The organism is Streptomyces sp. NBC_01306, assembly GCF_026340465.1.
Taxonomy (GTDB): Bacteria; Actinomycetota; Actinomycetes; order Streptomycetales; family Streptomycetaceae; genus Streptomyces.
In genome coordinates this window covers 1,244,578-1,264,297 of sequence record NZ_JAPEPC010000001.1, presented here as the reverse complement: position 1 = coordinate 1,264,297, position 19,720 = coordinate 1,244,578, and the positions used below count along the sequence as shown (strand labels likewise).

The following is a 19,720-nucleotide window of genomic DNA, read 5'->3' as shown; positions in this document are numbered from 1 at the left end:
TCGGGGGTGCGTTGGGCTGTTCCGGCCCGCCCTTGCGGCGTGGATACCTTCGATTACGGTGTCAGCACGATCCTGCCGAAGACCTCGCCCGCGGCCATCTTCTGTGAGCCAGCACGGCCTGGTCCAGTGGCAGCACCTCGTGCACCACCGTTTCGGTCTCGCCGCGACCGGCTGCGGCCAACTGTTCGCTGCGCACGGCACGCAGGTCGGCCTGGGTGACGGTGGCCGCGCTGAAAGTCGCGAAGGACATCGACTTCTGGAAAGCCGCCATCATCTTCGTACCGAAGTGCGCAGGCGGCTGACCTGCGACAGCGCCCACAGCGACCATGCGGCCGTTCGGGTTGAGTCGGTTGAAGAAGGACGGCATGTCCTCACCGGCCACAACGTCGATGATGACGTCATAGCCCGCGGGAGCCCCTTCCCGTCCGTTGCCGGAGCGGTCCAGCACATGGGTCGCGCCGAGACGCCGCAGCCGCTCACCGCGCTCGGCCGACGATGTTGTGACCGCCACCGCGGCGGCGCCACCGGGAGCCGCGAGCTGCACTGCCATGATCCCGATGCTGCCGGCCGCGCCACGCACCAAGACCGTCTCCCCGGGAGCGAAGTGGGCGTGGCGAAGCCCGAAGTGGGCCACCGCACCCGAGGTGCCGAGCGTCACCGCGTCGACGGCGGACAGGCCACTGGGCAGGGGGAGGACCTCATCGACCCGAGTGACGGCCTGTTCGACGTAGCCTCCGCCGGAGCCTTCGCGGACCAGCTGCGTGCATGCCGCACCATCGTCGACGAGGGGTGCGCAGATCCTGATCCGTGGCGTGGCCTCTGCCTGGCGATCGAGAGGATCTGTGAACTGCACGCACGCGACCGGGGTTTCACCGAAGCCTTCCTGTCAACACTCCCGGGGGCGCCCGATGTTGCGGGACGTGAGTACACGGTGAAAGCAGTCGTCGGACTGGTCCGGCGGGCCAAGGACGCAGGGCGCCTGAGGCCCGGCTTCGTCCTGGACGACCTCTTCCTCGTCCTCATGGCCAGCAAGGGGATCCACGCCACATCCACCGCCGCCCAGGTCACGGCCTCCCGGCGCTTCGCAGCGCTGGCGATCCAGGCGTTCGAAGCCTGCCCCCACCACGCACCGCTCCCACCAGCGGCACGACTGGCATCCGCAGCACCGGCCGGCGCCCGACCGTGAGCGAGCGATATCCAGGCTCTCCGCGTGAACCGCTGAATCCCTTGGAACAGTTGGAACGGATCGTCGAGTGCCGTGCGCTGGTCCGTTGCCTGGTCCATCACCTAAAGGGGTGAAGAGGGGGCGATAAGGGTTCGGAAGCCCTCCGAAGTACCCATCCTTGGGCACGCGGCTGAAGCGGTCGCGCACAGGGAGAGGGTGTTCGGTGGAGAAGGACGACGGGCTCGACGCCGCTGAGGTGCGGTTGGACGACCCCTGGTACGACGCGTTGGCCTCCGGCTGGGGCGAGTCGGACGGCACCGGTGTTCCCGTGGCCGTACCGGCGCAGGCCGCCCCGGAGCGGGGACGCAGCGCGGCCGACATCTACCTGGAGGTACAGAGCAGCTCCGCCTTCCAGGAAGTGCGCAGCCGCTACCGGAGGTTCGTCGTCCCCGCGGTGTGCGCGTTCTTCGTCTGGTACCTCGCGTATGTCGTCATGGCCACGGCCGCACCGGGGTTCATGGCGCGCCCGGTGGCCGGAGCGGTGAATGTGGCGATGCTGGCGGGGCTCGGGCAGTTCCTCTCCACCTTCCTGCTCACCTGGGCATACACCCGTCACGCGCGGCTGCGCAGGGACCGGGCGGCGCTCGATCTCCGCTGGGACACACAGGAATTGACACGAGGGATCAGCCGTTGAGCAACCATGCGATCACCACGCAGCACCAGACCCTGGCGCTGCTGCTGTTCAGCGTCTTTGTCGCGGCCACCCTCGCGATCACCACCTGGGTGGGCCGCAACCGGCATGGTTCCGCAGAGGAGTTCTACGTCGGCGGGCGCCTCTTCTCCCCGATGGAGAACGGTTTCGCCATCGCCGGCGACTACATGTCGGCGGCGTCCTTCCTCGGTATCTCGGGACTGATCGCGCTCTTCGGCTACGACGGCATGCTCTACTCGGTCGGATTCCTCGTCGCCTGGCTGGTCGTTCTGCTTCTGGTGGCAGAACTGGTGCGCAACTGCGGCCGGTTCACGCTCGCCGATGTCGTGGCGGCCCGGATGAGTGAACACCCGGTCCGGATCGCGGTGGGCTCGTCATCCGTCACGGTGTCGGTGCTGTATCTGGTGGCGCAGATGGTCGGTGCCGGAAGCCTCGTCTCGCTCCTGCTCGGCGGGAACAGCGGCGCGGCCCAGGCCTGGGCCGTGATCGGTGTCGGGGCGCTGATGGTGATCTATGTGACGCTCGGCGGGATGCGAGCCACCACCTGGATCCAGATCGTGAAAGCCGTCCTGCTGATGACAGGATCGATCCTGCTCACGGTGCTCGTCCTGGTGCGCTTCCACGGAGACTTCAACCTGCTGCTCAACTCCGCCGCGCACCGCAGCGGCCACGGCATGAAGTTCCTGGCTCCCGGACTCAAGTACGGCGGAGACTGGACCTCCCGTATCGACTTCATCAGCCTCGGCCTGGCGCTGGTCCTCGGAACGGCCGGGCTGCCGCACATCCTGTCGCGCTTCTACACCGTGCCCACCGCTCGCGCCGCCCGCCGTTCCGTCGTCTGGTCGATCGGGCTCATCGGGGGCTTCTATCTGATGACGATCGTGCTCGGCTTCGGTGCGGCCGCGCTCGTCGGCTCCGACCAGGTACGGGCGTCGAACCCGGCCGGGAACACCGCGGTACCGCTGCTCGCTCTGGAGGTCGGCGGGGGAGCGGAGTCCACCGGGGGGACGGTCCTCTTCGCCGTGGTCGCCGCCGTGGCCTTCGCCACCATCCTCGCCGTCGTCGCAGGGATCACGCTGGCCTCGTCGGCCTCGGTCGCCCACGATCTCTACGCGACCGTCACACGCCGCAGCGCCAAGCAGCGCAGCGAGGTGGCCGTCGCCCGGGTCGCGGCGGCCGGGATCGGTGCCGTGGCCATCGGGCTCAGTCTGCTGGCGAAGGACCTGAACGTCGCGTTCCTGGTGGGGCTGGCCTTCGCCGTCGCGGCATCGGCCAATCTCCCCGTGCTGCTCTTCTCGCTGTTCTGGCGGAACTTCACCACGCGCGGCGCGGTCTGGTCGGTGTACGGGGGGCTCATCCCCGCAGTCGTCCTGGTGGTCCTCTCGCCGGTCGTCTCCGGGAGCCCCACCTCGCTCTTCCCCGGCGTGGACTTCCAGTTCTTCCCCCTGGAGAATCCGGGCCTGCTCTCCATCCCCCTCGGATTCCTCGCGGGCTGGCTCGGTACGGTCACCTCGTCCGAGCCGCCGGACGCCGCCCGGCACGCCGAGACGGAGGTGCGGTCACTGACCGGTGCCGGGGCCGTCTGATCCGGGCGCGGCCCAGGCGTAGCGATGCTCGGGCCGCCCCGTGTCCCCGTACTTCAGGGTCAGTCTGAGCCGCCCCGTCTGCTCCAGCTGCCGCAGGTAGCGCTGTGCGGTGGAGCGGCTCAGCCCCGTCCGGGCGGCCACCTGGTGCGCCGACAGCGGTTGCCGGGCGCCCGTCAGAACCTCGCGGATCAGGTCGGAAGTCGGTACGGAGTGCCCGCTGGGCAGGCCCGATGACGCGGCGGGCCCGGTGGTCCGCAGCGCGCCGAAGATCCGGTCGACCTGTTCCTGTCCCGCGCACTGCCCGCTGCCTACGACGCGGCTCACCGTGCGCCGCAGCGCCGCGTAGCCCTCCAGCCGGGAACGCAGCACCGAGAAGGTGAACGGTTTGACCAGGTAGTGCAGGGCGCCATGGCGCATGGCTGCCTGCACGGTCGCCACGTCGCCGGCCGCGGTCACCATGATCACGTCGGTGTGGTGGCCCAGTTCGCGCATCCGCCGGACCAGTGAGAGTCCCGTCTCGTCCGGCAGATAGTGGTCGAGCAGGACCAGATCGATGCGTTCGCGCTCCAGTGCGGCCATGGCCTGGGCGGCGCTGTGCGCACGGGCCGCGACGCGGAATCCGGGAACCTTCCCCACGTACGCAGCGTTGATCTCAGCGACACGGAAGTCGTCATCGACCACCAGGACATCAATCATCGGGCCGCTCTCTGTCATTACCGGTGCCATTACCGGTCTGAGACGTTCTTGTTAACCACGTAGTTGTAGCGCGCGCAAAACGAGCACAACAGTCTCTTGCAGGCAGAAGACTGCCTTGCGCCCACAAGGCTGCCGCTGTGCTGTGTGCCACATCTACGGTCCCGGTTCATGAGCACAGACACGAGCCCCGCCATTGAGCTGCGGGGCGCCAGCAAGGTGTTCCGGACCCCGTCGGGGGTGCCGCACACCGCCGTGCGGGACTTGGATCTCACCGTCGGGCGCGGTGAGTTCGTCGCGGTCGTCGGCCCCACGGGCTGTGGCAAGTCGACCACGCTGACCCTGGTCAGCGGCCTGGAGGAGCCCACCGAGGGCGAGGTACTGGTGGCCGGTGAGCCGGTCCGCGGCATCGGCGACAAGGTCGGATTCGTCTTCCAGCAGGACGCTGTCTTCCCCTGGCGGACCGTCCTGTCCAATGTGATGGCGGGCCCGCGCTTCCGCGGCGCACCGAAGGCCGAAGCCAAGGAGAAGGCCCGCGAGTGGCTGGCCCGTGTCGGCCTCTCCGCGTTCGAGGACCGCTACCCGCACCAGCTCTCCGGAGGCCAGCGAAAGCGGGTCGCGCTCGCCGCGACCTTTGTCAACGATCCCGAGATCCTGCTGATGGACGAGCCGTTCTCCGCGCTCGACGTCCAGACCAGGGCGCTGATGTCCGACGAACTCCTCGAACTCTGCGCGGGCACCGGTACCTCGGTCGTCTTCGTCACCCACGACCTGGAGGAGTCCATCGCGCTCGCCGACCGGGTGGTGGTGATGACGGCCGGCCCGGCGACCGTCAAACAGGTCTTCGAGATCGACCTGCCCAGGCCCCGCAAGGTCGAGGCCGTCCGGCTCGAACCACGGTTCGTCGAGATCTACCGCGAGATCTGGGCCTCGCTGGGCGAGGAAGTCCGTATCACCCGTGAGCGAGGTGCCGCTGATGCCGCCTGAGACCGAACCCGTGCCGGGTGCCACCACCACCCTGCCGTCCGTCGGCCCGACGGCCACCCCCGACAAGCGGACCGGCCGGACCGAGGAGCGCCAGCGGGCCGCACGCAACCGCCGCGCGGTGGTGTACGTGAGCCGTGCGCTGCTGCTGATCGCGGTGGTCGCCCTCTGGGAGATCCTGGCCCGCGCCAAGGTCATCGACCCCTTCAACTTCTCGATGCCGTCGAAGATCTGGGACCAGATCCGGGAGTGGGCGCTGCACGGCACCGCTCAGGGATCCCTCTGGGAACAGATCTGGTACACGATGTACGAGGCGCTGCTCGGCTGGGTCATCGGTGTGATCGCCGGTGTGGTCCTGGGTATCACTCTCGGCCGCATCCGGTTCCTCTCCGATGTGCTCGGCCCGTACATCAAGGTCCTCAACGCCATTCCGCGTATCGTGCTGGCGCCGGTCTTCCTCATCTGGTTCGGTCTCGGCCCGGCCTCGAAGGTCGCATCCGCCGTGGTGCTGGTCTTCTTCCCCGTCTTTTTCAACGCCTTCCAGGGCGCCAGGGAAGTCGACCGCAACCTGGTCGCCAACGCGCGGATCCTCGGCGCGAGCAACCGGCGTGTCACCTTCCAGGTGGTCATCCCCTCCGCCACCTCCTGGATCTTCACCAGCCTTCATGTCAGCTTCGGCTTCGCCCTCATCGGCGCGATCGTGGGCGAGTACATCGGCGCGACCAAGGGCCTCGGACTGCTGGTGTCCGCCTCTCAGGGAACCTTCAACGCCGCCGGTGTGTACGCGGCGATGGTGATCCTCGCGGTCGTCGCCCTGATCACCGAAGGACTGCTCACCTTCGCCGAGCGGCGGCTGTTCCGATGGCGACCGGTGGATGCCGGGAGCGAGCGCTGACGGCTTCGAGGACGCCCCCGCTTCGGGGCCGGGGCGCCCCCGGCTCGCACCCCGGTGCCCCGGCCCCGAATCCGGACCTCCCGGCAGATTCCGCGCCAGGCAATTCCGCGCAAATCTCCGCACAAATCTTCGTACGAATCACAGGGACGTGATGAACATGCGCAGCATCAGCAGAGTGTCGGCAGTCGCGGTGACAGGTGTGCTGGCGCTGACCGCGCTCACCGGCTGCGGCGGCGATTCCCCGAGTGAGGGCAAGGACGCCGGCAAGATCAAGATCATGGTGGGCGGCCTGGACAAGGTCATCTATCTGCCCGCGATGCTCACCCAGCGGCTCGGCTACTTCAAGGACGAGGGCCTCGACGTCTCGCTGCTGACCGAGCCCGCGGGTGTCCAGGCCGAGACCGCGCTGGTCTCCGGGGACGTCCAGGGCACCGTCGGCTTCTACGACCACACGCTCGATCTCCAGTCCAAGGGCAAGCACGTGGAGTCGGTGGTGCAGTTCTCGCATGCGCCCGGCGAGGTCGAGGTGGTCTCCAACAAGGCGGCTGGATCCCTCACCGGCCCCAAGGACTTCAAGGGCAAGAAGCTGGGTGTCACCGGCCTCGGCTCGTCCACCGACTTCCTCACCAAGTACCTGGCGGTCCGCGCGGGCGGGCAGAGCAGCGACTTCACACCCGTCGCGGTGGGCGCGGGGCAGACGTTCATCGCCGCGCTCAAGCAGGGCTCGATCCAGGGCGGTATGACGACCGACCCGACGGTCGCGAACATCCTCGACCAGAAGCTCGGCAAGGTGCTCATCGACATGCGTACCCCCGAGGGCTCGCAGGCGGCGCTCGGCGGTCCCTACCCCTCGTCCAGCCTCTACATGAACGCCGACTGGGTCGACGGTCACAAGCCGGCGGTGCAGAAGCTGGTCAACGCGTTCGTGAAGACCCTGAAGTGGATGTCGTCGCACTCTCCCGAGGAGATCGCGGCGAAGATGCCGGCGGACTACGCGCAGGGCGGCAAGAGCCTCTACGCGCAGTCGATCAAGGCGACCCTGCCGATGTTCACCAAGGACGGGGTGATGCCGGCCAACGGCCCCGAGACGGTCGAGAAGGTGCTCAAGGCGTTCAACCCCAACCTCAAGAACGCCACGGTGGACCTGTCCAAGACGTACACGACGGAGTTCGCGAAGAAGGCCCATTAGGGGCTGTCCGGAGTGGTGATCACGTCGCGGCAGAACGGGTGGAGGCCGGCGTGTCCGGGCTGGTGGCTTCCCGGCGGCCGTGACACCGCCCGAGTGCCGTTCCTGGCGCCCGACCCCGGGATCACGGCCGCGGTCTTCGCCCGGCACTTCGGCCGCGGGGCCACCTCGCAGGTGTGATGTACGGATTGCGGCGCCCGGCCTGTCGGTCGGGCGCCGCACCTGTGCACCGGTGCGTGCGATCGCAGGCAGGGCGGAGGGCCGGGCGGGCTTGACAGAACCGGAGATCCGCAAAATGCTAACGCCGTTAGATAATCTAACGGCGTTAGGAGTTCGGGTGGGGAAGCGGGAAGAGGTGCGTCGGCGGACGTTCGCAGAAATTCTGGAAACCGCCGGCCGGATGGCGGAGGCGGAGGGCTGGCAGGCCGTGACGATCCGGCGGATCGCCACCGAGATCGGCTACAGCGCGCCAGTGATCTACCAGCACTTCCCGAGCAAGGAAGCCGTCCTGCGGACGCTGCTGGAGCGGGGCAACACGGACCTGCTGGAGCGGATGCGGGCTGCGGTCGCCGACGAACCGGCTTCGCGGGGGCCGCACTTGGCGGCAGCCGCGTATCTGGAGTTCGCTCGATCGCGACCGGGACCGTACCAGCTCATGTCGGGCGGGCCCGGCACGGACGTCGACGCCTCAACCCGCCGCGCGGCCGCCGCCGACGTGCTCGTCTTCACCCAGCAGATCATTCACGCGTGGGCGGCCGAGACCGGAGCCGGAGCGTACTGCACCGAGGACGCCTGCGATCTGCTGTGGAGCGCGCTGCACGGCCTCGCAGGTATCGGGGCGATCGAGGACGTCGGATTCCCCCGTGCCCATCACCTCGCAGGTCAGGCCGTGTCGGCGCTGCTCGGCTACTGGTCAGGACCGCCCGCGCACCCTCAAGAGCGCCGCCCGACCGTCGACCGCCCGGCAGACAGGGGAGAGAAATGATCTATCACCACAACCGTTTCGCATTCAAGGAGACCGTTACCGCCGAGCAGCGGGAGGAGGCTCTCGACAGCCTGCGCAACCAGGGCGAGTCCATCGAAGCGGTCGTGCAGTACGTCGTCGGCAGGGATGTCGGCGGCGAGTTCGAGTACGGCGCCGTCTTCGTTCTCAGGGACCTCGACGGGTACGACGAGTATCTGAGGGCGCCCTCACACGCCCGGACCGACCGGATCGGCTTGCCGCTGCTCGAAACGTTCGTCTCCTACGACACCACCGACAGCGGTGACCCCGACATCGCCCAGAAGATCGCCGAACTCCACGCGCGCCGCTACGCGGACGACCCGGTCCTCACCCAGCTGGTCACCGATCTGCCCTCCTACACCGGGAGCAGCGCACCGGTGGGCTGACCGTCATTGCCCGTTCCGGTCCAACCCCGAGGTTCCCTTTCCGGCTCAACCAGAGGAGATTCCCCTATGGCCGCCGCCCAGACCGCCTCCGCCACCGACGTCCAGCACCTGCACACCGCAGTCACGGTCGCCCGGCGCGCCCGCGAGGCCGGTAACCACCCCTTCGGCGCGGTCCTCGCCGGCCCCGACGGCACGATCCTGCTGGAGGCGGAGAACACCGTCACCACCGAACGCGATGCCACCGGCCACGCCGAGACCAACCTGGTGCGCCTGTCCACCGCCGCATACGACGCGGCGTTCCTGCGCACCTGCACCCTCTACACCAGCACCGAGCCCTGCGCGATGTGCTCCGGCGCGATCTACTGGTCCGGCATCGGCCGTGTCGTCTACGCACTCGGCGAGGATCAGCTGCTCGCCATGACCGGAGCCGACCCGGAGAACCCCACCATGGCCCTGCCCTGCCGTGACGTCTTCGCAGCGGGCCAGCGCGATCTGCCCGTCGTCGGACCCGTCGACATGGATGGTGCGCGCGCCGTCCACGAGGGGTTCTGGGGCTGACCCCATCCGGACCGGGACGGTCTGCACAGCTGTGAGCGTCCCGGTCCCCGGACGCCGCACCTTCGACGGCGGACAGACCGCGGCACGGCCGGTACGGCGCCGACGCCGGCATCGCCACCAGGTTTCCGAGACCACTGCGAGCACCATCAACTACCCTGGCCGACGCCGCGATCCGTGTCCAGGATCCGAGTTCGAGCCTCGGCTGTGTGCGGCCCGGAACACTCCCTGGAGGTAGCACCATGCGTCTTGCCGACGGTCCGCACATCGAGTGCCAGATCGAGATCGCCGCTGCACCGGAGCAGGTGTGGGGGCTGGTGTCGGACATCGCGACCTCGGCCCGGCACAGTCCGGAACTGCAGGAGGTGGCGTGGCTGGACGGCGTCGAAGGTCCGGCCGTCGGCGCGTGTTTCTCCGGCCGCAACCGCAATGAAGGGCTGGGGGAGTGGCACACCGTCAGCCGCATCGCGGAGTTGGAGGAGCCTCGCACCTTCCAGTGGGAGGTCGTCTACGACCACGACCGGCGCGACGGTGACGCGCTGGCGATATGGACGTACACGCTGGAGCCGGTCGCGGGAGGGGCCGGCACCCGTCTGCAGCACGGCATGCGGATCGGCGCGGCCCGCGGCCCGCTGCAGGACTTCGTCGAGAAGCACCCGGAGCAGGAGGAAGAGATCATCGCCGGCCGCCTGGCGCTGCTGCGCAATGGCATCGAGGCGACGCTGGCCGGGGTCAAGGCCGAGGCGGAGGCGTAGGGCTCACGTCCGGATCGTGCCGGGCTCACGGGCCCGGCACGCCTGATCCGTACGAAAGGCCCGGCCGGCACCAGAGCCCTGCGGGCAGGAGCGCACCGCACATCCCGGTCGTCAGACGGCCGACTCCTGTGCCGCCGTCCGCTGCCCGGTCAGCGCCTCCGGGAGTACGACGGTGAACTCGGCCCCACCGTCGGCGCCGGCCCCGACCCCGGCGCTGCCGCCCTGCCGCTCGGCAAGTCTGCGCACCAGCGGCAGCCCCAGCCCGCGTTTGCCGTGCGCGGGCGGCTTCTTGGTCGACCAGCCCTCGGTGAAGATCAGCTCATGCTGCTCCTCCGGTATCCCATCGCCGGTGTCGCAGACCCGCAGAACGGCCGTATGGCCCTCGGTGAGCAGCTCGACCTCCACCCGCGCGCCGGCTGAACCGGACACCGCGTCCAGGGCGTTGTCCACCAGATTGCCCACGATCGTCACCAGGCCCTGCGGGTCGACCAGCCCGTCGGGCAGCAGCGTCTCCGGGGTGAGGCGCAGGGTGACCCCGCGCTCCGCCGCCACGGTGGCCTTGCCGACCAGCAGGGCCGCCAGCAGCGGATCATGGATCTTCTCGGTGATCTGCTCGGCGGTGGTGCGGTGTACCCCGACCACCTCGGTGATGAACTCAGCGGCCTCGTCGTGCATCTCCAGTTCGAGGAGGCCGAGAAGTGTGTGCATCCGGTTGGCGTGCTCGTGGTCCTGGGCGCGCAGGGCGTCGATCAGCCCGCGGGTGGAGTCGAGTTCACGGCCCAGCCGCTCCAGTTCGGTCCGGTCGCGGAGAGTGGCCACGGCGCCTCCGTCGTCGGTGGGCATCCGGTTGGCGACCAGGACGCGGCGGCCGCGTACCGCCAGCAGGTCCTCACCCGTGACCCGGCCCGCCAGCACATCGGTGGTGCGCCCCTCGCCCAGCGCCTCGGTGAGGGGGAGCCCGATGATCTCGGGGCCGAGGTCCAGCAGTCGCTGGGCTTCGTCGTTCATGAGCCGGATCCTGCCGCCGCCGTCCAGCGCGACGACGCCCTCGCGGATCCCGTGCAGCATCGCCTCACGCTCGGCGAGCAGTCCCGAGATGTCGGAGAACGCGAGGTCGTGCATCTGCCGCTGGAGCCTTCGGGAGATCAGATACGCGGCCAGCGCCCCGGCGGCGAGCGCACCGCCGGCGTACGCGAGGAGCCCCGGGATCGCCGCGAGCAGATGAGCGCGCACGCTGTCGTACCTGATGCCGACCGACACCGCGCCGACGATCCGGTGGTGGCTGTCGCGCAGCGGGACCTTGCCGCGGGCGGACCGGCCGAGGGTGCCGCTGTCGATCTGCATGACCTCGTGGCCGGAGAGCGGCGCGTCGGCGCTCGTCGATACGGGGCGGCCGATCTCGGAGCGGGTGGTGTGCGACCACCTGATTCCGTGCAGGTCCATGACCACGATGTACTCGGCGTGGGTGGCGTGCCGGATGCGTTCGGCCTCGGCCTGGACGGGGCCGCCGGGTGTCGGCCGCGAGGCGAGAAGTTCCGCCGCGAGCCGGGGCGAGGCGGTGGTCTCGGCGATCGCGAGGGCACGGCGCATGGCCTGGTCGTCCAACTGCGCGCCGAGGGGGCGCAGGAAGAGGCCGGTGGCCAGGACGAGTACGCCGCCGGCGATGGTCAGCTGCATCAGCAGCACCTGGGAGAACACCCGTCGGGGCAGCCCGATGCGACGTTTCCAGGGGTGTCCGGTGTTCATGAGGCAGAACGGTAGAGGGCGGGAGGAGCTACCGGAAGTTCTCACGCCAGGGGTACGGGCAGGGGCAGGGCACGTGGTGGGCGCGGGCCGTTGTAATGGCCGCTCGGGCGCAGCCGCAGCGGCCGTTCCGCGTACTCCTCAAGGGCATGGGCGATCCAGCCTGCCGTCCTGGCGACGGCGAACACCGCTTCCCCCGCCTCGGCGCGCATTCCCGAGGCCACCGAGAGCACGGCGAGTGCCAGATCGACGTTGGCGTGCAGCTCGGTGTGGCGGGCCGTCGTCGTCACCACGTCGCGGGCGGCGGCGAGCGCGGGACCGGCCGCGGGGACCCGGTCGAGCAGCGCGAAGAGCGTCGCGGCCCGGGGGTCCTCGCCCCGGTAGAGCCGGTGCCCGAGCCCCGGTACCCGCCGCCCGGCCCGCAGATGGTCGGCGACGACCGGGGCCGCCCCGCCCCGCTCCAGCACCTCCGCCAGCATCCGGTGGGCCAGTCCGCTGGCCGCGCCGTGCAGGGGGCCCTCCAGCGCGCCGAGCCCGGCGGAGACGACGGCGTACGGGTGCGCGCGGGCGGATGCCGCGACGCGTGCCGCCAGCGTGGACGCCGCCAGGTCGTGGTCGATGAGCAGCACAAGAGCCGCCTCCAGTACGGCCAGTGAGCTGTCGTCAGGTGTGCGTGCGGTGAGCCGGCGCCAGAGCCCGCGCGCCAGCCCCGTCCTGTCGCTGTCTGCCCCGTCCCTGTCATTTTCTGCGTCTCCGGCTGTCCCGGCTTCCGCCGCAGCGTCGCCCGGTGCGCCTGCCACGGGTGGCAGTGAGCCCACCAGCGTGGGGATCAGGGCGCGTGCCGTCCCCAGTACGGCGTCGGGCGAGAGGTCGAAACGCAGCGGATCGGCAGCCGACGCGGCGACGGCCGCCGCCCGGAGCCGGTCCATCGCCGTGCTGTGCGCGGGCAGTGCCGCGACCGCGCGCCGCCCGGCCGCCAGCGCTTCGGGGGGAGCGGTGAACCGCGTCCCGGGGCGGAGCGTTCCGGTCCACAGCCATTCGGCCACCTCCTCGTAGCCGTACCGCCCGGCGAGTTCGGTCGCGTCCACCCCCCGGAAGTAGTAGCGGTCGGCGTCCGGGTCGATCAGTGTCACGCCGGTGCGGAAGGCGAGGTCGGCACCGGAGGGCTGGGGCTCCCGCCGGGCGCCGCGTGCGGCCAGCGCCTCGACTTCGGCGGCGTCGAAGGTGCTGCCCCGGCCGCCCGGTGCGCGGCGGCTGCCGAGCTGGCCGCGGCTGACATAGGCGTACAGGGTCTCCGGTTTCACTCCGAGCCGGTCGGCCGCCTCCCTGGTGGTCAGCCGCCAGGGTTCCGCTGCCGCTGGTTGATCGCTCATGTGGTTCACCGTATCTATATTGATTCAATCAACATTGACAGGATCCAAGTCAATCATGGACAGTCGAATCAATGAAGAGGGAACGCGTCACGGAGCACACCTGACGGGACACGTCCCACGCGGCGCACTGTGACCGAGCGGCGCACTTTGACCAAGGAGACAGCCATGTCCACCATCACCGCCCCACGAGGGCTCGCGGGCGTAGTCGTCACGGACACCGAACTGGGCGATGTGCGGGGCCGCGAGGGCTTCTACCACTACCGGCAGTACTCGGCGGTCGACCTCGCCCGGCTCCGTACCTTCGAGGACGTCTGGTACCTGATGCTCCACGGTGAACTCCCCGACGCCGCCCGGCGCGAGGCCTTCACCGCCCGGACCGCCGCGCTGCGCCGGCTTCCCGCCGGGGTCCGGGAGGTACTGCCTGCCATCGCCCGCGCCGGATCCGGTCCGCTCGCCGGGCTGCGGACCGCGCTCTCCCTGCTCGGGGCCGAGTCGGACTTCCGGCCTGTCTACGACATCGGCACGGACCGCCGGGTCGCCGACACCCTCGCGGCCTGCGCGGTCGTACCGACGCTGCTGGCCGCGCTGTACCGGATCGGCCAGGGTCTGGAGCCCGTCGAGCCGCGTGACGACCTGCCCGCAGCCGCCAACTACCTCTACATGATCACCGGTTCGGAGCCGGACCCGGACCGGGCGCGCGCTGTCGAGCAGTATCTGGTCTCCACCGTCGACCACGGCTTCAACGCCTCCACCTTCACCGCCCGCGTCATCGCGTCCACCGGCGCCGATGTGGCGGCCTGCCTGACCGGCGCGGTCGGCGCCCTCTCCGGGCCGCTCCACGGCGGGGCGCCGAGCCGGGCGCTCGACACCCTCGACGCGATCGGCACACCGGACAGGATCGACCCGTGGATACGGGAGAGGGTGCTGGCGGGCGACCGGATCATGGGCTTCGGGCACCCCGTCTACCGGACCGAGGACCCGCGCTCGCGGATGCTGCGGGAGATCGCCCTGAGCTTCGGCGGGCCGCTCGTCGACTTCGCCGTCCAGGTCGAGGAGCGGGTGGAGGCGCTGCTCGCCGAACTCAAACCCGGTCGTGAACTGCACACCAACGTCGAGTTCTACGCCGGGGTCGTCATGGAGCAGTGCGGGCTGCCGCGCGAGATGTTCACACCGACGTTCTGTGTGGCGCGGGTGATCGGCTGGAGCGCCAACATCCTGGAGCAGGCGGCGGACTCCAAGATCATCCGCCCTGCGGCCCGCTATGTGGGCCCGCCCCCGCCGCAGCCGGTGCCGGCCATCGGCTGATCTGGTCCGTGCGGGCCGGGGTGCGGCGGGTGGGCAGCGGGCGGGTGCGCCTGCGGGGTGCTTCAGGCAGGGGCCGGCGGGGGGCGGCTCCTGCCCGGTCCGCCCGGTCCGCCCGGTCTTCGCGGTGTGCGGCTCGATTAGGATCGGTCCCCATGTCCAGGAAACCCGTGCCCGTCGTCGTCCTCGCGGGATTCCTCGGATCCGGCAAGACCACGCTGCTCAACCATCTGCTCCGGCAGAGCCGAGGCACCCGGATCGGCGCCGTCGTCAACGACTTCGGCGCCATCGAGATCGACGCGATGACCGTCGCAGGGCAGGTCGACTCGATGGTCTCGCTCGGCGACGGCTGTCTGTGCTGCGCCGTCGACACCAGCGAACTCGACGAGTATCTGGGCCGGCTCTCCCGCCCCGACCTGCGGATCGACGTCATCGTGATCGAGGCGAGCGGCCTCGCGGAGCCGCAGGAGCTCATCAGGATGATCCTGGCGAGCGACAATCCGGACATCGTGTACGGGGGGCTCGTCCAGGTCGTCGACGCAGCCGAGTTCGACGCGACCCGCAGCCGCCACCCCGAGACCGACCGCCATCTGACCCTCGCCGATCTGGTCGTCCTCAACAAGGCCGACCGGGTGGACGAGGCCGGCCGCGCGCGTATCCGCGCCGCGGTCGGCGAGCACGCCGTCGGGGTTCCGGTGGTCAGTGCCGCGTACGGGCAGATCGACCCCGGGCTGCTCATCGACCGCAGACCGGCCGGTGAGCGCGTCGGGCAGCTCTCCTTCGACGACCTGCGTGACGACGTGCATGACGACGTGCGTGACGACCGGGGGCCGGCCGGGACGGACACCGCACCGGCGGAAGCGGGCAGCCGCGCGGACGACGGTGATCACAGCGGCCATCTGCACGCGCTCTACGAGAGTGTCGGGTTCGTCTCGGCCGAGCCGATGAACCCGCGGCGGCTCATGGAGTTCCTGGACGCACGGCCCGACGGCCTCTACCGCATCAAGGGGTTCGTCCACTTCGGGGTCCCCGGCCACCCGGAGAAGTACACCCTGCACGCGGTGGGCAACTTCCTGCGCTTCTACCCCTCGCCCCGGGCCGAGGGCGAGGAGACCCTCACCGAGCTGGTCCTCATCGGCTCCGGCATCGACACCGAAGCGGTACGCGCCCGGCTGGACGGCTGCCGGGAGCACGCTCCGCAGGACGTCCCCGCCGAATCCATGTGGGGCGTCCTGCGGTACGTGCCCGGCCTCTCCGAAGGGCCCGGGGAACCGGACGGGACCGAAGAGGCCGGGCTGCTGTACTGAACACCGGCGCGGCCGATGTGCGGGTCCGGGCTAGACCGGCCCCGCGAGCTTCGCCACCGCCGAGGTGAGCGGCAGGCCCGAGCCGTCGCGGCGCGGGTCGGGGTCGGGCAGTTCGGCCGGGGCGCCGTTCGCGGCGGCGGCCCGTACCGGGGTCTCTCCCGCCCAGGCGAGCACCAGCAGGTCCTCGCCCTTCAGGAAGCGCTGGCAGCGCACCCCGCCGGTCGCCCGGCCCTTGCGCGGGTACTGGTCGAACGGGGTCAGCTTCGCCGTACGCACCGAGTCGTCCAGCGTGCCGTGCGAGCCCGCGACCGTGAAGACCATCGCGCCCGCCGCCGGATCCACCGCGGTGAACGAGATCACCTTGGCCCCGTCGGACAGCTTGACGCCTGCCATACCGCCCGCCGGGCGTCCCTGCGGCCTGACCTGCCCGGCCGGGTAGCGCAGCAGCTGCGCGTCGTCCGTGATGAAGACCAGGTCCTCGTCACCGGTGCGCAGTTCGGCCGCGCCGACGATCCGGTCACCGTCCCGGAGGCCGATGACCTCCAACTCGTCCTTGTGGGCCGGGTAGTCGGGCACCACCCGCTTGACGATGCCCTGTTCGGTGCCGATCGCCAGACCTGGTGACGACTCGTCGACCGTGGTGAGGCAGACGACCTCCTCACCGTCGGCGAGCGAGACGAACTCCGCGATCTGCGCGCCGCCCGCCAGGCTGGGCGCGGCCGCGGTGTCCGGCAGCTGGGGCAGGTCGATCACGGCGAGCCGCAGCAGCCGCCCGGCCGACGTCACCACACCGATGTCGCCCCGCGCGGTCGCAGGTACGGCCGAGACCACCACATCGTGCTTGGTGCGCTTCTGGCCCTCCGTGCTGAGCGCGTCGGCGGTGGCCGTACGCGCCAGGAGCCCCGTGGACGACAGCAGTACCCGGCACGGGTCGTCGGCGACCTCCAGCGAGGCCGCGGCGACCGGGGTGCCCGCCGACTCCAGCAGCACCGTGCGGCGGTCGGTGGAGAACTTCTTCGCCACCGCGGCCAGTTCGCCCGAGACCAGCTTGCGCAGCTCCGCGTCGGACTCCAGGATCCGGGTCAGCTCCTCGATCTCCTCGTTCAGGCGGTCGCGCTCGCTCTCCAGCTCGATCCGGTCGAACTTGGTGAGCCGGCGCAGCGGAGTGTCCAGGATGTACTGCGTCTGGATCTCACTCAGCGAGAAGTGCGAGATCAGCCGCTCCTTGGCCTGCGCCGAGTTGTCGCTCGACCGGATGAGACGGATGACCTCGTCGATGTCGAGCAGCGCCACGAGCAGGCCGAGCACCAGGTGCAGCCGGTCCTGCCGCTTGGTCCTGCGGAACTCGCTGCGCCGCCTGACGACCGTGAAGCGGTGGTCGAGATAGACCTCCAGCAGCTCCTTGAGGCCCAGCGTCAGCGGCTGTCCGTCGACCAGCGCCACGTTGTTGATCCCGAAGGACTCCTCCATCGGGGTGAGCTTGTAGAGCTGTTCGAGCACGGCCTCGGGCACGAAGCCGTTCTTGATCTCGATGACCAGCCGCAGTCCGTGCGCCCGGTCCGTGAGGTCCTTCAGGTCGGCGATGCCCTGGAGCTTCTTCGATGCCACCAGGTCCTTGATCTTGGCGCGGACCTTCTCCGGCCCGACCGCGAAGGGCAGTTCGGTGACGACGATGCCCTTGCGGCGCGGGGTGACGTCCTCCACCGTGGCCGTCGCGCGGATCTTGAAGGTGCCGCGCCCGCGCTCGTAGGCGTCCCTGATCCCGTCAAGACCCACGATCCGGCCGCCGGTCGGCAGGTCGGGGCCCGGCACGAAGCGCATCAGGGTGTCGAGGTCGGCGCCCGGGTGCTTGATCAGATGGCGGGCCGCCGCGATGATCTCGCCCAGATTGTGCGGGGGCATATTGGTCGCCATGCCGACCGCGATCCCGGACGAGCCGTTGACCAGCAGGTTCGGATAGGCGGCCGGGAGCACGACGGGCTCGCGCTCCTGGCCGTCGTAGTTGGGCTCGAAGTCGACGGTGCTCTCGTCGATCGACTCGGTCATCAGCGACGTGGCGTCAGCCATCCGGCACTCGGTGTACCGCATCGCGGCCGGCGGGTCGTCATTGCCGAGCGAGCCGAAGTTGCCGTGTCCGTCGACCAGCGGGAGCCGCATGGAGAAGGGCTGCGAGAGCCGCACCAGGGCGTCGTAGATCGACGCGTCGCCGTGCGGGTGCAGCTTGCCCATGACCTCGCCGACGACACGGGCGCACTTCACATAGCTGCGGTCGGGCCGCAGCCCCATCTCGTTCATCTGGTAGAGAATGCGCCGGTGTACGGGCTTCATGCCGTCACGGGCGTCCGGCAGGGCCCGTGAGTAGATCACCGAGTACGCGTACTCCAGGAAGGAGCCCTGCATTTCATCGACCACGTCGATGTCGAGAATCTTCTCCTCGAAGTCCTCCGGCGGCGGGGTCTTCGTGCTGCGGCGGGCCATCGCTGCTGCGGCTCCTTCACGTGCCTGGTCCGGTACTGACGCCGACCATTGTGGACTGTCCCACTGACAACACCGACCGCGACCCGTGCACACCGGGATGGCTGCCGGCTGTCGGCGGGCTTGCATACAGTGGCAGGACTGCATTTCAACGCGGTCAACACACGCGATCGAAGGGACGTACATGCCCATGGGTCACACGGCCACAGCCGAGGCCGGTTCCGGCGGCCTGACAGCGACCGAGCACCGGCTGGCCAACGGCCTGCGGGTGGTGCTCTCCGAGGACCACCTGACCCCGGTCGCCGCGGTCTGCCTCTGGTACGACGTCGGTTCACGCCACGAGGTCAAGGGGCGTACCGGACTCGCCCACCTCTTCGAGCACCTGATGTTCCAGGGCTCCGGACAGGTCCGGGGCAACGGCCACTTCGAGCTGGTACAGGGGGCCGGGGGCTCGCTCAACGGCACCACCAGCTTCGAGCGCACCAACTACTTCGAGACGATGCCCACGCACCAGCTGGAGTTGGCGCTCTGGCTCGAAGCCGACCGGATGGGCTCCCTCCTCGCCGCGCTCGACGAGGAGTCCATGGAGAACCAGCGGGACGTCGTCAAGAACGAGCGGCGCCAGCGCTACGACAACGTGCCGTACGGCACCGCGTTCGAGAAGCTGACCGCCCTCTCCTACCCCGAGGGCCACCCATACCACCACACGCCGATCGGCTCCATGGCCGACCTGGACGCGGCGACGCTGGAGGACGCCCGCGCGTTCTTCCGTACGAACTACGCACCCAACAACGCCGTGCTGTCGGTCGTCGGCGACATCGACCCGGAGCAGACGCTCGCCTGGGTCGAGAAGTACTTCGGCACCATCCCCTCCCACGACGGCAAGCAGCCGCCGCGGGACGGCTCGCTGCCCGACACCCTCGGCGGTGAGGTGCGCGAGGAGCTGTACGAGGAGGTGCCCTCGCGTGCCCTGATGGCCGCCTACCGGCTCCCCGAGGACGGCACCCGCGCGTGCGACGCGGCGGACATCGCGCTGACCATCCTGGGCGGCGGCGAGTCGTCGCTGCTCCACAACAGGCTGGTGCGCCGGGACCGTACGGCGGTCGCCGCGGGCTTCGGCATGCTGCGGCTCTCCGGCGCCCCCTCGCTCGGCTGGCTGGACGTCAAGACGTCGGGCGGTGTCGAGGTCCCGCAGATCGAGGCGGCCGTCGACGAGGAGCTGGCCCGCTTCGCCGCCGAAGGCCCCACGGCCGAGGAGATGGAGCGCGCGCAGGCCCAGCTGGAGCGCGAGTGGCTCGACCGGCTCGGTACGGTCGCCGGCCGTGCCGACGAACTGTGCAGGTACGCCGTGCTGTTCGGCGACCCGCAGCTGGCGCTGACCGCTGTGGGCCGGGTGCTGGACATCACCGCCGAAGAGGTGCAGCAGGTCGCCAAGGCCCGGCTGCGTCCCGACAACCGGGCTGTGCTGGTGTACGAGCCCGCCACCGCCGATGAGCCCGAAGAGACCAGTGCGGACGGCGCGTCCGACGAGGCCACCGCAGCCACCGCGACCACCGCAGCCACCCAGAGCACAGAGGCGGACCAGTGACCGACCCCGCGG

General features: G+C 70.0%; 17 protein-coding genes and 1 pseudogene. 13 read left to right on the top strand and 5 right to left on the bottom strand.

From position 1 onward, the window contains the following. Positions 1-53 precede the first annotated feature (53 nt). A pseudogene (locus OG385_RS05310) lies at positions 54-736 on the bottom strand (zinc-binding dehydrogenase); the annotation flags it as partial. Between OG385_RS05310 and OG385_RS05305 the strand changes: the two are divergent. The 3 genes from OG385_RS05305 to OG385_RS05295 all read left to right on the top strand — a co-directional run bounded on the left by OG385_RS05305 (position 626) and on the right by OG385_RS05295 (position 3,463). Further along, positions 626-1,186, top strand: a complete 561-nt coding sequence (locus OG385_RS05305) for a TetR/AcrR family transcriptional regulator (protein ID WP_323183931.1) — start codon at positions 626-628, stop codon at positions 1,184-1,186. The pseudogene OG385_RS05310 and the gene OG385_RS05305 overlap by 111 nt on opposite strands. A 202-nt stretch (positions 1,187-1,388) precedes the next feature. Then, a complete protein-coding gene (locus tag OG385_RS05300) occupies positions 1,389-1,859 on the top strand; it encodes a DUF485 domain-containing protein (RefSeq protein ID WP_266852291.1) in 471 nt (156 codons plus the stop codon). Between the two features lie 11 nt (positions 1,860-1,870). After that, positions 1,871-3,463: a cation acetate symporter gene (locus tag OG385_RS05295; RefSeq protein WP_266860646.1), complete on the top strand. Its 1,593-nt coding sequence runs from the start codon at positions 1,871-1,873 to the stop codon at positions 3,461-3,463. Here OG385_RS05295 and OG385_RS05290 read toward each other — a convergent pair. Continuing rightward, entirely contained in the window at positions 3,437-4,159 is a 723-nt protein-coding gene (locus OG385_RS05290; protein ID WP_266852289.1) for a response regulator, read from the bottom strand. The two genes, OG385_RS05295 and OG385_RS05290, sit on opposite strands and share 27 nt — an antisense overlap. Positions 4,160-4,327: 168 nt before the next feature. Here OG385_RS05290 and OG385_RS05285 point away from each other — a divergent pair, with 168 nt between their 5' ends. From OG385_RS05285 to OG385_RS05255, 7 genes are all read left to right on the top strand, one after another. Then, positions 4,328-5,143: an ABC transporter ATP-binding protein gene (locus OG385_RS05285; protein ID WP_266852288.1), complete on the top strand. Its 816-nt coding sequence runs from the start codon at positions 4,328-4,330 to the stop codon at positions 5,141-5,143. Further along, complete coding sequence (locus tag OG385_RS05280) at positions 5,133-6,035, top strand: ABC transporter permease (protein WP_266852286.1); 903 nt, start codon at positions 5,133-5,135, stop codon at positions 6,033-6,035. Before OG385_RS05285 ends, OG385_RS05280 begins: the two co-directional genes overlap by 11 nt. Positions 6,036-6,192: 157 nt before the next feature. After that, positions 6,193-7,224 (top strand): ABC transporter substrate-binding protein, encoded by a 1,032-nt coding sequence (locus tag OG385_RS05275; protein ID WP_266852284.1) that lies wholly within the window; start codon positions 6,193-6,195, stop codon positions 7,222-7,224. A 334-nt stretch (positions 7,225-7,558) separates the two neighbouring features. Next, positions 7,559-8,206 (top strand): TetR/AcrR family transcriptional regulator, encoded by a 648-nt coding sequence (locus tag OG385_RS05270; protein WP_266852282.1) that lies wholly within the window; start codon positions 7,559-7,561, stop codon positions 8,204-8,206. Then, entirely contained in the window at positions 8,203-8,610 is a 408-nt protein-coding gene (locus OG385_RS05265; protein WP_266852280.1) for a Dabb family protein, read from the top strand. The genes OG385_RS05270 and OG385_RS05265 overlap by 4 nt, the downstream gene beginning before the upstream one ends. Positions 8,611-8,676: 66 nt before the next feature. Continuing rightward, positions 8,677-9,168, top strand: coding sequence for a nucleoside deaminase (locus OG385_RS05260; RefSeq protein ID WP_266852279.1), 492 nt, complete (start codon positions 8,677-8,679; stop codon positions 9,166-9,168). A gap of 239 nt (positions 9,169-9,407) precedes the next feature. Then, positions 9,408-9,920, top strand: coding sequence for an SRPBCC family protein (locus OG385_RS05255; protein ID WP_266852277.1), 513 nt, complete (start codon positions 9,408-9,410; stop codon positions 9,918-9,920). A 111-nt stretch (positions 9,921-10,031) separates the two neighbouring features. Here the strand turns inward: OG385_RS05255 and OG385_RS05250 are convergent, their stop codons facing one another. Next, a complete protein-coding gene (locus tag OG385_RS05250; protein ID WP_266852275.1) occupies positions 10,032-11,666 on the bottom strand; it encodes a sensor histidine kinase in 1,635 nt (544 codons plus the stop codon). A 41-nt stretch (positions 11,667-11,707) separates the two neighbouring features. Then, complete coding sequence (locus OG385_RS05245) at positions 11,708-13,036, bottom strand: citrate/2-methylcitrate synthase (RefSeq protein WP_266852273.1); 1,329 nt, start codon at positions 13,034-13,036, stop codon at positions 11,708-11,710. Positions 13,037-13,201: 165 nt separating this feature from the next. Here OG385_RS05245 and OG385_RS05240 point away from each other — a divergent pair, with 165 nt between their 5' ends. Further along, positions 13,202-14,341, top strand: coding sequence for a citrate synthase/methylcitrate synthase (locus OG385_RS05240; protein ID WP_266852272.1), 1,140 nt, complete (start codon positions 13,202-13,204; stop codon positions 14,339-14,341). Positions 14,342-14,493: 152 nt separating this feature from the next. Further along, positions 14,494-15,645, top strand: a complete 1,152-nt coding sequence (locus OG385_RS05235; protein WP_266852270.1) for a GTP-binding protein — start codon at positions 14,494-14,496, stop codon at positions 15,643-15,645. A 30-nt stretch (positions 15,646-15,675) separates the two neighbouring features. Here the strand turns inward: OG385_RS05235 and OG385_RS05230 are convergent, their stop codons facing one another. Next, positions 15,676-18,123, bottom strand: coding sequence for a DNA topoisomerase (ATP-hydrolyzing) subunit A (locus OG385_RS05230; RefSeq protein WP_266852268.1), 2,448 nt, complete (start codon positions 18,121-18,123; stop codon positions 15,676-15,678). A gap of 181 nt (positions 18,124-18,304) precedes the next feature. Here OG385_RS05230 and OG385_RS05225 point away from each other — a divergent pair, with 181 nt between their 5' ends. Next, positions 18,305-19,708, top strand: coding sequence for a pitrilysin family protein (locus OG385_RS05225; protein ID WP_266852267.1), 1,404 nt, complete (start codon positions 18,305-18,307; stop codon positions 19,706-19,708). Positions 19,709-19,720 lie beyond the last annotated feature (12 nt).